The 13,982-nt window shown below is 31.4% G+C and carries 11 protein-coding genes; 6 read left to right on the top strand and 5 right to left on the bottom strand.

Annotated features, from left to right (window positions below; translation table 11 throughout):
• Positions 1–52 precede the first annotated feature (52 nt).
• The 4 genes from ACE193_RS07505 to ACE193_RS07490 all read left to right on the top strand — a co-directional run bounded on the left by ACE193_RS07505 (position 53) and on the right by ACE193_RS07490 (position 2,471).
• Entirely contained in the window at positions 53–454 is a 402-nt protein-coding gene (locus tag ACE193_RS07505) for a hypothetical protein (protein ID WP_375562385.1), read from the top strand.
• A gap of 48 nt (positions 455–502) precedes the next feature.
• A complete protein-coding gene (locus ACE193_RS07500; protein ID WP_375562384.1) occupies positions 503–1,216 on the top strand; it encodes a hypothetical protein in 714 nt (237 codons plus the stop codon).
• Between the two features lie 106 nt (positions 1,217–1,322).
• Positions 1,323–2,084 (top strand): hypothetical protein, encoded by a 762-nt coding sequence (locus ACE193_RS07495; RefSeq protein WP_375562383.1) that lies wholly within the window; start codon positions 1,323–1,325, stop codon positions 2,082–2,084.
• Positions 2,085–2,090: 6 nt separating this feature from the next.
• Positions 2,091–2,471: a hypothetical protein gene (locus ACE193_RS07490; protein WP_375562382.1), complete on the top strand. Its 381-nt coding sequence runs from the start codon at positions 2,091–2,093 to the stop codon at positions 2,469–2,471.
• 95 nt (positions 2,472–2,566) lie between these two features.
• Here the strand turns inward: ACE193_RS07490 and ACE193_RS07485 are convergent, their stop codons facing one another.
• Positions 2,567–4,303: a caspase family protein gene (locus tag ACE193_RS07485; protein WP_375562381.1), complete on the bottom strand. Its 1,737-nt coding sequence runs from the start codon at positions 4,301–4,303 to the stop codon at positions 2,567–2,569.
• Positions 4,304–4,588: 285 nt separating this feature from the next.
• Between ACE193_RS07485 and rocD the strand changes: the two genes are divergently transcribed.
• Positions 4,589–5,839: an ornithine--oxo-acid transaminase gene (rocD, locus tag ACE193_RS07480; RefSeq protein ID WP_375562380.1), complete on the top strand. Its 1,251-nt coding sequence runs from the start codon at positions 4,589–4,591 to the stop codon at positions 5,837–5,839.
• A 64-nt stretch (positions 5,840–5,903) separates the two neighbouring features.
• Here the strand turns inward: rocD and ACE193_RS07475 are convergent, their stop codons facing one another.
• Positions 5,904–8,525 carry a SpoIIE family protein phosphatase gene (locus ACE193_RS07475; RefSeq protein WP_375562379.1) on the bottom strand — a complete coding sequence of 874 codons (2,622 nt, stop codon included), beginning with the start codon at positions 8,523–8,525 and terminating at the stop codon, positions 5,904–5,906.
• Between the two features lie 257 nt (positions 8,526–8,782).
• Between ACE193_RS07475 and ACE193_RS07470 the strand changes: the two genes are divergently transcribed.
• Entirely contained in the window at positions 8,783–11,143 is a 2,361-nt protein-coding gene (locus tag ACE193_RS07470; protein ID WP_375562378.1) for a peptidylprolyl isomerase, read from the top strand.
• A 128-nt stretch (positions 11,144–11,271) separates the two neighbouring features.
• On the opposite strand, the gene ACE193_RS07465 is transcribed toward ACE193_RS07470, so the two are convergent.
• From ACE193_RS07465 to ACE193_RS07455, 3 genes are read right to left on the bottom strand one after another with little or no spacing between them, the layout of a single operon-like run.
• A complete protein-coding gene (locus ACE193_RS07465; protein WP_375562377.1) occupies positions 11,272–11,643 on the bottom strand; it encodes a hypothetical protein in 372 nt (123 codons plus the stop codon).
• Between the two features lie 12 nt (positions 11,644–11,655).
• Positions 11,656–12,705: a VWA domain-containing protein gene (locus tag ACE193_RS07460; RefSeq protein WP_375562376.1), complete on the bottom strand. Its 1,050-nt coding sequence runs from the start codon at positions 12,703–12,705 to the stop codon at positions 11,656–11,658.
• The gene (locus ACE193_RS07455) at positions 12,698–13,750 is read right to left on the bottom strand and encodes a hypothetical protein (RefSeq protein ID WP_375562375.1); all 1,053 of its coding nucleotides are present in this window, start codon (positions 13,748–13,750) and stop codon (positions 12,698–12,700) included. Before ACE193_RS07455 ends, ACE193_RS07460 begins: the two co-directional genes overlap by 8 nt.
• Positions 13,751–13,982 lie beyond the last annotated feature (232 nt).

Genomic DNA, 13,982 nt, shown 5'->3' with positions numbered 1-13,982 from the left:
TATTATATTTAGATTGATTTTATAATTTTTTCACTTAAATTTCTGTTTAGTTATGATTATTTACGAAAGCGACTATTCTACTTTTGACTATGATAAAGAACACTCTATCTTCTCACATATTTTTAAACCAGCTAGTGAGGATTTTACAACAGAGACATTTAAAAAAGAAATGTTCACTTATCTTGAATTTTTTAAAAAATATAGACCTAAAAAGGCATTGGTAAACAATCAAGAAATGAAATATATTATTGTTCCTGAGTTACAAGAATGGCATGCTCAAAATATATTTCCTAAATGTATTGAGTTGGGAGTAGAACAGGCTGCCATGGTAGAATCTCCAGATATATTTTCTCAAGTAGCCATGGAACAACTTATGGAAGAAGAAACTTCTGGAGGTTTTGCTGTTCGATTCTTTGATGATGTTGATAAAGCAACAGAGTGGCTTATCTCATAAACTTTCTATTACTAAAATATTCTATCACTTTAAATTTTTAATGACGACATGAATAATCGTAAATCTATGAATAGCCTTTGGTTAGATATGCCTGAGGATGTACAAGTACGCCAAGGTTGTGAACCAATAGACTGGGCAAAGCTAGAATCAAAAACAATTTTAGACGGCAATTTTATTGTTCGTGAAGCCACAGAAGCTGACTTAGAAGGAGCATCAGAAGCCTACAAAACTGGTTTTCCAGCACTAAAAGGCTGTGATTTTGAATTACTTTTTACACCTAGTGGTTTTGCTCCTTTTGTAGGAGAAGGCGATGCTTTTAATAAAGGAAATAATTTTTTGATTGTAATAGAAGAGGTAGCGACTAAAAAAATAGCCTCAGCTTTAATAATTACGATGTGGAAAATGTTGCGTAGAGGCGAATTATTAGTTATCGCAACTAATAAAGACTATCAAGCTGCTGGTTTGGGAACTGAAATCTTGAATGCAGCCGACAAGTTATTTGAAGATTCAGGTGTTGAGATGGCGTATGGCTGGTGTGCTGGGATGCATACTGTTACACAGACTATTTTGAAAGATATGGGGTATGTTCCTAGAGCTGTTGTACCAGGGTTATATAGACTTTGGGCAGGCGAAGGTGATCAATATCGCAGAACAGTTGAGGTGTTTTTTCAAAAATTTTATGGTGGTGCAGAAGAAATGTGTACAGCCGATGTGAATCTTTTACCAGAAATAGAAAAATTACTTATTCCTTGGCGTAAATAATTTATTCTTCAAAATTATTTCTCAAAAACTCACTTGTTTCTTAAAATGAGTGAGTTTTTTTTATACTTTTAAGTTTATTCAATTCTGTTTTATAAAACCTATACCTATGAAACTCAAAATTTTAGTCCTTTTTATTCTAATTACTTCCTTTTTAGGAAGTTGCAAACCCTACAAAATTGTTTTAGAAGAGGAAAAACAGAATGAGTTAATTAAAAATAGTATTCAAGCTGATTATGAAATAGAAAATATCTACAAAATCAATAAAAAATCTACTTTAGAATTGAGTTTGCAGGAAGGAAAAAAGTATAAATTTCAATATTTTTCTAAACGTTATTTTGATATGATTTTACTTGATTCTCAATCAGAAGTTATAGCAATAAATAAAATTGCCTACGGAAATTCTTCTTATCGTACTAAAACTATCATTTTTGACTGTAAGAATACAGGGAAGTATAATTTGAAATTAGAAGGAAAACATGTCAATAAATCTTCTCTTTTGGTTGTGGCTTCTCAAAATATAGAAAATCAAATTGATGATAAAGAAGAGTACACATTTGCGAAAAAATATCATGTAGCTCATAAATGGTATCGTTCATACAGTGAAAATCCTCAATATACTTGTGTTTTTTATAAAGGAGTTACCTATAAATATACTTTTGAAAAAGGAATTGCAGCTTTTCTTTTTTACAATAGTAGAAGAGAGTTGATTATGGAATATACTCCAAGTACCAATGAAAAAGAGTTTGATTTTAAAAACAAAAGTACAGGAATTTATTATTTGACAATCATAAATCCTATAAATCATAAAGATAGTGTAGCCATAATCAATGTGTACCACAATCGTTCTGATAGTACAAACTTAAAATAAATCATTATGAAATTGAAACAAGTAATCTTATTTATTGCAATAATTAGCTTTTTTGGAAGTTGTAAATTGCATTCAGATTCAATAACAAAAAACTCAAAGGTTATACTAATTTCCTCACATCAAATTAATAAAGAAGGAAATAAAATCACAAAAGAATTTGCTGAGGATACAACCTACTTTTTTAAAATTAAAGGTGGTGGGGAAGCAATAAAAGTAGAAATTTTGGAGGCTGAAACCCCATATAACCTTCAAAATTTTGAATTTGAGTTTAAAAGTGGGGAGGAAAGATTTATGTTTAAAAGTCGGAAAGCAGGAATTTACTATATAAAAGTAACAAAAATGAATCCTAACGATAATCATGAAACAACATTGATTATTGAGCAATAATTATTTAAACTACATTCCAACCGTCAACGACGGTTCACAAACACAAAAAAACTCAAACAAAAATGCTTGAGTTTTTCGTAATTCGTAATTGATTTTTATTTCCTAACAGCTCCAATCGGCATATTTGGATCAAAAAGTCCGTATAATTCTGGATTCTGACGGTAGTTTGTGTACTGGCGAGTTTGTGTTTGTACGTAATCAAAAAGTTCTCTTACCGAAACAATATTATCAGCATTAAAATCTGCTTCTCCTTTTAAACCACGAATCAAATAATAACTAAAAACACCTTGGCGAATGGTCTTATTTTCTAATGAAGTTTCTTCTGCTTTTGACGACATCATAAGTGCCGTTCCTCCAGAAGTTTTGGCAAGAGCTTGATAATATTTATCCATTGTTGCTTTTACATTTCCACGTAAATTTTCGCTGCTACTTCCCGAATGACACGCATCTGCAATAAATAATTTATTCTTTGCTTTGCAGCTTGTAAAAATATCTTGAACGTCTTTGTGCAAAAGTTTTGTGCTTTCTGTTCCATTGTAATCATAAGGGATAAAACTACCTTCTAAGCCGTGTCCAGCATAATAAAAAATAACTAAATCGTTTTCAGAAGCTGCACTAAATTTTTGATTTAAGGAATTTATAATCTGTGATTTTGTTGCATTTTCGTCCACTAAAAGTGTTATTTGATTGTCAGAAAGTGCGCCACCCTCTGGACTTTTCAAAAAGGCATACATTTGATACGCATCATCATCTGAATAACGCAGCGTTGGCATTGCTGTATAACTTGCCACACCTACCACAACTGCCCAAACTTTTGGCATCGAAGCAATAGCATTTTCTGTTCGACTTGGCGAAGTAAAAGTAACGTTTGCTTTATCTGAATAAAAAGTTCCTTGTGCTGTTGTTGCTTCCAAACGGATTTCATTTGAGCCATTTTGTAAAGGAATTTTGCGTTTTACTGTGATGGCACATGTCGTACTTGGTGTTACAGTAAGTCCTCTAATTGGGTCTTGTTCTTTATTATTTACAAAAACTTTTACTTCATTTACCATCAATTCAGATTCCAAACAAACCTCCAAATCAAAAAAAGAATTTGAAACAGTTGCTGTAAGGTTACTTGGGTTTTGAAAATGAAATTTTACGTCTTTTGCTTCATTTGCTTTCTTTTCTTCTGCAATAAGTTTATCCAAAACAACTATCTTCTTTGCAATTTCTACACGGTTTGGATGTCCTAATTGTCTTGCTTTTTGGAGATTTTTTAGACTTTCTTCGTAATTTTTATTCAAATAATTAATTGTAGCTAGTTCGTAATTTATCTCTGCTGATTTTGTACTTCCTTCTCCTAAAGCTAATCTAAAATTCTCTACTGTTTTATCTGAATTATTCATTTTTTGATAGGCAAAGCCTTTATATTCATAGATTTCTGAATTAATCTGAGAATTTTTATCGGTATTTAATTCTAAGGCTTTATCAAAATAACTAATCGCTTCTTTATAAGAATCCATTGAATAATAACTTTTCCCTTTCCATAGATTTGCTTCAGCTAATTTATAATTGAATAAAATTGTTCTGTCCAAGTCTGAAATAGCATCTTTATATTTTCCTAAGTGCCATCTTGCGATTCCTCTTTGAAGATATGCCTCCATATTTCTGCTGTTGTGCTTTAAGGAAGTTGTGTAATCGGTTTCTGCTTGTACATAATTTTTTTGTATCAATGCTTGATTTCCACTTTTGAGATAATGTGTGTCATACTGTGCAAAACTTGAAGTTTGACAGAGAAATAAAAGTAAAAAAGTAAATATTGTTGTTGACGTAAAGGAAAAATTAGGCATAGAAGTAAAATTTAAGCTGGTATTTATTCAGAATTATTGTATCTGGTTCTTTATTTTAACGAATAAAATTTGGTATTCGTCTATCAAAAAAGTGTATTTGTCTATTCTTAATTATACTTACGCAAATAATATGCAAAAAGGTATCGAAAAAAGGAAATGCTTTTTAAGTTTAATTTTTTTTGTAAAATAATCAATCTGAATTAAGTTTTGTATCTGAAAACTTTTGAGTAATTTTAGGCTTAATCAAGTAACAAAATAAAAAAGAAACCATAAACAATCAAAAATATGCTTACAGAAACACACAACGTATCAGCTTCTCAACAAAAATTTATCGATTTAGAAGATAATTACGGAGCGCACAATTACCATCCACTGCCAGTAGTTTTGGAAAAAGGCGAAGGTGTTCACGTTTGGGATACAGACGGAAAAAAATATTATGATTTTCTTTCAGCTTATAGTGCTGTTAATCAAGGACATTGTCATCCACATATCATAAAAGCTCTTGTTGCACAAGCTCAAAAACTTACCCTTACTTCTCGTGCTTTTTACAATAATGTATTGGGGAATTATGAGAAATTTATGACTGAATTTTTCGGTTATGATAGAGTTTTGCCAATGAATACAGGAGTAGAAGGTGGAGAAACGGCAATCAAATTGTGTCGTAAATGGGCATACAAAGTAAAAGGAATAGAAGAAAATAAAGCAAAGATACTTTTTGCAGAAAATAATTTTTGGGGAAGAACACTTGCAGCAGTTTCTTCTTCGACAGACCCAAGTGCATACAGTGATTATGGTCCTTACTTACCAGGATTTGAAATTGTAAAGTATAATGATTTGGCAGCATTGGAAAAAGCATTAGAAGACCCAAATGTAGCTGGTTTTATGGTTGAGCCAATACAGGGAGAAGCTGGTGTAGTTGTTCCCGATGAAGGATATTTGAAAAAGGCGTATGAACTTTGTAAGTCTAAAAATGTACTTTTTATTGCTGATGAAGTTCAGACAGGAATTGCAAGAACTGGAAAGTTAGTTTGTTGTGACCATGAAGGTTTTCAACCTGATATTTTGATTTTGGGTAAAGCTCTTTCGGGTGGAGTTTTTCCAGTTTCGGCAGTTTTGTCTAGTCATGAAATTATGCTTACCATCAAACCAGGGGAACATGGTTCTACTTTTGGTGGAAATCCTTTGGCGTGTGAGGTAGCAATGGCAGCTTTGGAAGTTGTAAAAAATGAAAATCTTTCAGAACGAGCAGAAGAATTAGGTAAAGTTTTCCGTCAGAAAATGACTGAATTGGCAAATAAATCAGAATTAGTAAATCTTGTTCGTGGAAAAGGTCTTTTGAATGCAGTAGTAATAAATGATACACCTGAAAGCTCAACAGCTTGGGATTTGTGTGTTGCATTGAAAGAAAATGGACTTTTGGCAAAACCTACACACGGAAATATTATTCGTTTTGCGCCACCACTTGTCATGACAGAAGAACAATTAGTAGAATGTTGTCAGATTATTGAAGATACTGTTCTGAATTTTAAGAAGTAATATTTTGAAATATTGATATATAAAAAAGCGAATTTCAATAAAATGAAATTCGTTTTTTTTGATTTTATATTTTGATTCCAACGACACAAATATCATCAATTTGTTTTTCACTTCTTCCCATCCAATCTCTCAAGTTTGTCTTTAATGCTCTTCGTTGATGCGACATAGACTCTTTGGAATATGTTTTGTATAAAAGATTTCTGAAACGTTTTGACATAAACTTAGCTCCATTCTCTCCTCCAAATTGGTCTTGATAACCATCAGAATACAAGAAAAATGCTTCTACATCATCCAAATTAATGACGTGATTGGTATATTTATTATGTTCTACTTTTTTGTTTCTTCCTCCTATTGATATTGTATCTCCCTTGATTACTGTCATGTTTGCTTCATCATTTTCTTGTTGTTTTTTATGTATATAAACAAGGGGATTTCTTGCACCTGCAAACTCTAAAACTCGTATATCTTCATCTACAACAGCGACAGAAATATCCATTCCATCTTTATTTTTTGTTGTTTTTTGTTTTAAAATATCTGTAATTTCTTTTTGTAATTCTTCTAAAATATGACTTGGTGTAGTTATTTTACGGTGTTCGATGATTTCATTCAAAAGCATAGTACCTAATAAAGACATAAAAGCTCCTGGAACTCCATGTCCTGTACAGTCAGCTACCACAACAATTTTACGATTGTCTACTTCTGCTGACCAATAAAAATCTCCAGAAACAATATCCTTTGGCACAAAGAAGATGAAAGAATTTGGAAAAATATTTTGTATTTCATTTGTACCTCCTAGTAAGGCAGATTGAATACGTTGAGCATAATTAACACTTGATACAAAATTATCATGCTGCTTTTTAATTTGCTTTGACTTTTGTTCAATATTAATTCTAGCTATTTCAGAATTAGTAACATCTTGCAACGTTCCACGTTGTCCTATTAAACTTCCCTCTTTATCAAAATATGGGTAGCCTTTTTCTTTTATGTAAAGCAATCCTTTTGTAGAAGTATTAATTCTATATATTTCATTAAATTTATTGTTTGATTCTACGGCTTCTGCCCATTTTTGTTTTACTCTTTCTAAATCTTGGGGTTCTATCCATTGTCTAAAATCAGCTAAAGAATTAGGAATTTCTTGTCTATCTATATAAAAAATACTCGCAAAATTATCAGACCAATTTATATTTCCTGATATTATATCATAACTTGCTATTTTAGCGAGCTTTTGTGCTTCTTCCAAACGCTCCTTGTTTTTTTCTGCATTTTCAAAAAGAGAGTTTATGCGTTGTTTTTGTTTTATTTCTTCTGTAATATCTTGTGCTGTACCAATAACTTGATACGCTTCCCCTTTTTCATCGTAGTCAAGTATCGAAAAAGCACGGTAGCATTTCCATTCTACCATATCAGCAAGGTAGGGAGGTCTTGCTCTGTATTGTGTCAAAACCTCTTTTTTCTGCATAGATGTAGCCTCAAAAATTTGCTTCTGAGTAATCTTAAAGTCATCAGGATGCAAAATATCTTGAAATACCTTTGGAGTAACTATTTGTCCTTCTTCCAGTCTATATATATAAGGTAGATTATCTGAATGTTGGACTGTATTTGTTTTTAAGTTCCAAATAAAACTACCCATTTTCGCCATTTTTTCGGCTTGGGAGAGCAAATTTTGTTTTTGTTCTATTTCTTTTTGAGAGGTAGTTAAGTTTTTATTTTTCTCTAAAAACTTAGCATTGGCTTCTTCTACATCAAAAAAGGCTTGTTTTACTCTATCTATGGTTGGTTTGAGTCCAAAAATTGCCAAACTAATTATAAATATGATAAGCACAATAACTATTACAAATGGTATAGTCTTTAGTCGCTTTGCCTTCACTTTACTTTCATTTTCATAGATGACAAGTAGAGATTCCATAAGGCTAGAAAACTCTTCTTGATTTATTTCTAATTCTCTTATCGTTTTTGCCGTATGATTTTTAAGGTTTAAAGAATCAGTGTTCTTAATTGGAAAAGGTATTAAAAGCCTATTGCCTTCTGTAACTACATTTTGATAACTTTTTTCTAAAGAATCAAATAAGTTTTGAAGAACTATAGCTTGATGTTTTTCACTACCTAATATATTAGCTTGTTGGGTAAGGTTTTGGTGTCCTTCTTTTAAGTTTTTTATTGTAAGACGTAGAGATTTTTTGTGTTTTGTTTTTTCATCTGCTTCCGTAACAGGAATTTTACTGGCATGATAGAGCATTTTTTGGCTAATTATGCGCTGATTCGTTCCAGTTTTAATTAGATGTACATTATCTTGTTCTTTGGACGAAAAGTCATGTAATAATAAAAAACCTATTACCAATAATAAGGTAATTATCATTGGAAAAACAGTATTTGCAATTCGCATTCGTTTTACAATCGCTTTATTTTCTTTGTTGTATTTATCAATATTACTATGATGTAACAAACTATTTTCTTCTAATCTATCAACATAATAGCCAATTGTACCAAAAGAACTTGCCAAAATAAAAGGAGCAGAATCTATTACAAAATGTATAGGATTATTGATGTGAAGACGAACTACCATATCCCAACCTAAAGTCATTCCATTGAAAAATAACCCATCAAGAATCCAAGAAAAGAAAGGAAAAAGAAGTCCAAATAAAAAACCTCCAAGTATATAACCTTTTGTGTTTGAGATGCTGTTCAATTCATGTAAAAGTTTAAAACATAAAATACTTTTGGTTATTAATGCTAGATGAACTAGAATGATACTTGCTAATTCATAAATATAATCACTTTTTATGAATTTTCATAGTAGAAATTAAATACTTTCATTGTGAATTATTCTTTGGTAATAATAAGAATCTTAAAATTTATTCAGATATAATTTTTAAGATTCAATTCAAACAATGCAAAAAGATTTGTACTTTTGCACCGTCAAATTTTTACACAAAATAAAAGAAAATGAATACGTTATTAACTAAAATTTCTACATTATTTTCTGTTTTTGCACTGCTATTTTTTATTGCTTGTTCGCCAAAAACAGTTTCTAATAAAATAAATTACCCTCAATCGCCAACACTTCTAAAAATAGATGACCAAATCGTTTCGGCAGATGAATTTGAATATCTCTATCAAAAAAATAATTCCACAGCCGAAGATAGCCTTTGGAATAGAGAAAAAATTCAAGAATACTTAGATTTGTATATTAATTTCAAACTCAAAGTAGAAGAAGCAAAAGAGTTGGGAATGGATACTTCACAGGCTTTCAAAAAGGAGTTTGAAATCTATAAAAACCAGCTTGCAGAACCGTATCTTACGCCAAAAAATGTAAGTCAAAAATTGGTAAAAGAAGCCTATTCTCGTCTCAATGAGTCGGTACGTGCATCTCATATTTTGATAATGGTAGAGCAATATGCTAACCCAGAAGATACTTTGGCTGCTTACAAAAAAATTCAAGATGTTAGAAAAAAGGCTGTGGCTGGAGAAAATTTTGCAGAATTAGCAAAAACTTATTCTGATGACCCTTCAGGCAAAATAAATGGAGGCGATTTGTATTATTTTTCTTCTCTTCAAATGGTTTATCCTTTCGAAACGGCAGCTTACAATACGCCAGAGGGCAAAATTTCGGAGATTGTTCGTACTCGTTTTGGGTATCATATCTTGAAAGTAACAGATAAAAAACCATCTTTAGGAAAAGTTCAGTTGGCTCATATTATGATTCGTTCGTCGGATGGAATGATTGCAGAAGATACATTGAAAGCCTATCGCAAAATTCAAGAAATTTATACGCAACTAGAGAAAACAACTGATGAGGCAAAACAAAAAGAACTATTCGAAAATCTAGCAAAACAGTTTTCGGAAGATTATCGCTCAAGAGAGCGTGGTGGGCAGCTTACCAACAACGGAAACCCAGAGTTTACTTCAGGAACACTTGTTCCACCATTTGAAGAAAAAATATCTACTATCAAAAAAGGAGAAATTACAAAGCCTTTCAAATCTGCTTTTGGGTGGCATATTGTTCGTTTGATAGAAAAAGATGCTATCGAACCTTTTGAAGATTTGCAGCCAATTCTTCAACAAAAAATAGCGAAAGATTCTCGTGCAGAGATTCAACAAGCTGTTTTGATTGATAAATTGAAATCTGAAAATGGTTTTTCTCAAAATAAAAAAGCAGATGAGTTTTTGACACAAATGGCAGCCGATTCGATGATTCAAAAGGCAAATATGTGGACGGTAAGCCGTTTTGAAATGCAAAACCCAAAATTAGTGAAGGATAAAAATTTATTTACTGTTGGAGTAAAAAACTATACTTTAGATGATTTTGCTGTTTATTTGGAAGAAAATAATAAACTTCCTGCTCCTGAAAAAGCATTACCATTTTTGAGAGAAGAATATCAAAATTTTGTAGCTCAAAAAATTATTGATAATGAAAAATCATTGTTATCAAAAAAATATCCTGAATACCGTTTCTTATTACAAGAATATTATGATGGAATTTTGCTTTTCAAGATAATGGAACAAAAAGTTTGGGCAAAAGCTCTAGCCGACCAAGAAGGGGTGATGGGTTTTTATGAGAATAACAAAGAAAACTATCGTTGGCAAGATCGTGCAAAAGTTACCATCTACAATGCAGCCGACCAAAAAACGCTTTCTATGTTGAAAGATAGTTTGAAATTAGGTTATTATGCAGTAGATAATTTTCAACCTTTACAGCTAGAGTTTGATAGAAGAAATGTAAAACTATCAGATGAACAAACTAAAAAACTAGCACCGTTTGCGCTTGCTGCCAAAACAAATCCTTCGTATGTATTTACCATAGAAGCTGCAAAAGGTATCGGAGAAACAAACGATATGATGAATAATAGAGTGGATGCTATACGTGCATTTTTCAAAACAGAAGGAATTGAGAATGTTCGTTTTGTAGCTCAAAAGATAGGAAATGCAAAAGTAGCAAAGGCAATTATTCAAATCAAAATCTTTACAACAGATTATAAAGTCTTGGAAAAACGCTTTAATAAAGAAAATGCCCTTCGTTTGGAAATCACAAATGGACTTTTTGAAAAACAAGCACAACCAGTTTTATCGAAAGTGGATTTCAAAAAAGGAGATTATACTGTTGAAGAAAATGGTAGAATGTATTATGTAATTGTTGAGGAAGTTGAACCTGCGAGGGTGAAAAAATTAGAAGAAACTCGTGGTGTAGTCATTTCTGATTATCAGCAGTTTTTAGAAAAAGAATGGATTACAGAATTACGTAAAAAGTATGAATTCAGTACAGATGAAAAAGTAATGCAGGCTGTTTTATTGAAGAATAAAAAGTAAAGTTATTATTTTCATTGTAGTAGGGACAATGCATGCATTGTCCCTACACAAATACCATTAAAAAAACACCTTATTTTATTCAATTTTTTTGAATAGAATGAGGTGTTTTTTATGATGTTAAATGAAAACTATTTATTACAACAATTACTATGAAAGTTTCTCTCTATATCTTTAGCAAGTAAAATATAATCATCATCTTTTTTTTCTAGCCTTCCTGTAACTGTGAAAGTATAGCATATCATACATTTTTTTATTCCTTCTAATATATCTTTTTTACCTTCTTCATATGCAACATAAATATCTTGATTGAGAAGGTTTTTTTTAATAATTTGATTGTTAGTTTTAATATCTTGGACTAAAAATTGAGGGCGACAATCTCCACAGGCATACATTTGATAAGAACAAATGAGCGTGATATTTTCGTTTATGAGTTTAGAACAAGATGTTGCAATAATGAAAATCACAAAAAGCAAAAAAATGGGTAACTTTAGATTTGTCATAGAATATAAAATTTAATCCTCCAAAGCACTAACCAAAAATGTATTTTTCAATCCCAACCAAATCATCAAAAACACAAATGCCCATGTCAAATAAATTTCATAATAATCTCTAGTCAGTGTAAACTTATTTTCTTTGATTTCGGAACGTTCTAATTTATCAATACTAGAAAAAATTTCGCCTAAGGATTTATTACTGGTAGCTCTAAAAAACTTCCCTTCACTAATTTCTGCAATCTGACGCAGACCTGTTTCATCAAGTGTATTATCGATATACTGAACTTGTCCAAAACGATTTCTGTAAGGAACTTTTCCTTTTTTTCCGACTCCAATCGTATAAATTTTGATGCCATAACTATATGCTAATTTTGCTGCTGTGATTGGGTCAAGACTTCCTGCATTGCTTTCTCCATCTGTCAAAAGTATCATTACTTTTGATTTAATTTTCTCATTTTCTCGCATTCGGTTTGTTCCTACTCCGATGGCACTTCCAATGGCTGTTCCACCTGTTTGTATCATTCTGAAGTCTATTTCCTCCAAATAACCATACAAAAGTTCGTAATCTGTCGTGAGTGGAGCAAGACTAAAAGCATCGCCAGCAAAAACAACTATTCCGATTCGGTCTTGCAACCGTCCTTTTATAAAATTATTAGCGACCATTTTGGCAGCTTCTAAACGATTAGGTTTGAAATCCTCAATCTGCATAGATTCCGAAATATCCATCACAAGCATAATATCAATTCCTTCTGTGTAGCGTTCAGGAGGTTGTTCTGATGTTTTTTGAGGACGAGCAAGTGCAATCAAAATAAAAACTAAAAACAAACCAAAAAATATTTTTGGAACATGTCGTAAGATTGTCCAAAAATCTGATTTTAGGTTTTGGTCTGGAAAAGCCACTTCTAATTTCTGACGAAAACGCACAAAAATAAGCCATTTTAATAAAAATAAAAATGGAATTCCAATAAGTGCATATAACCAAAATGGACTTTGCCAATCAAAACTTTGAAGTGTTTCGAGTGTAAACCATTTAAAATCTAACCATTCAAAACTTGATTTATCAAACATTTTCTTTATTATTTCTTTTTTGATTTAATTTTTGATTTCTTTTTTTGACTTGTTTTGCAACAGGAGAATTATGTTTTTGAGTAAATTCATCTTCTGAGGTTACTTGCAACTCTGCCAAACGTTTTTCAAAAATATTGATGGCATAATTTTTTAGATTTTGCAAGGCAAGTTCTGTATTATTGTCTATTTGTCCACCATAAATCGCTCTATCAATTACTTTAAGGTTTTGTCCTAATGATTCATTTTTAGTCAAGCGAGAAATTTCACTTGAAGTATAAGTCGTAAAAGGTTCGTTTTTGAGCTTTTCGATATAGGCTTTCCACATTCCTAGTGTGTGGTCAGTTGCTTCTGGATTTTCAATTTGTCGTAACTGACTAGCATATTCTTGTATAAACTTTTCATGTTGGCGTTGTAGGCGTTTCAAACGATATCCTCTTCGGATACTTTCTCCAAAAAATACAAAGAATAAAATTACGATGACTACTAAAATAACGACAATCAGAGCATATAAAGGATAATTCGTAAATCTTGGAATCTCTAAAAAAGTAGTATTTTGATAAAAAGTAATACTATCTTTTTGAATCATGTTCTGTAAATTGGCTTTTGAGAGAACAAATTCGGTTTCTTTTGTCGAAACTTCTGTAAAATATTTGAGTGTATCCCCAGTCTTCTGGTCAAGAACAAATACAGGAAGTTTTAGTGTCTGAATGGTGTCTAATTCAAAAGTGCGTAGCCAATAAATAGCACTATCAGTAGCAATTCCATCTGAAGTAGTTTGTGTAGGAAAAGCATCTGTTCTGACCCACTCAAAAGGCTCAAAATTGTAATTAGAATCAGCAAAAACGACCTCTTTATTATAATTATGAGTAAAAATTACTTTGAAAGGAATGTGTTTGCCAACCTTCAAACTGTCTTTCGAAAAAGAGCCTGTAATGGTGGGCAGTTTATCATCTTGTGCAAAACTAGAAAAATTACAAAACGTAAAATTTCCAATTAAGAAAAATAAAATGAGTAGAGAAAAAAAGTGTTTTTTATTTATTTTCATATTTTATCGTTACTTTCTACGGTATCGAAACCCTTAGGGCTTTCAAAACCCTAAGGGTTTAAAGTTCAAATTCTTTCTATATTACAAACTTAACTTATAGAGTTTCTTTTTGCAATAGTTGTAATAAGGTAATAACTTTTTTTGTGGAAATGGTTTTGGAAAGTTAGTCATTTTTTTAGTATTCTGTGCTTCTTTAGCTTACGCTTTAGTGTGAGAAAAGTATTTTTCAAGA

It is taken from the genome of Bernardetia aquimarina (genome assembly GCF_042180575.1).
Lineage (GTDB): Bacteria > Bacteroidota > Bacteroidia > Cytophagales > Bernardetiaceae > Bernardetia.
This window is presented reverse-complemented; position numbering and strand designations above follow the sequence as displayed.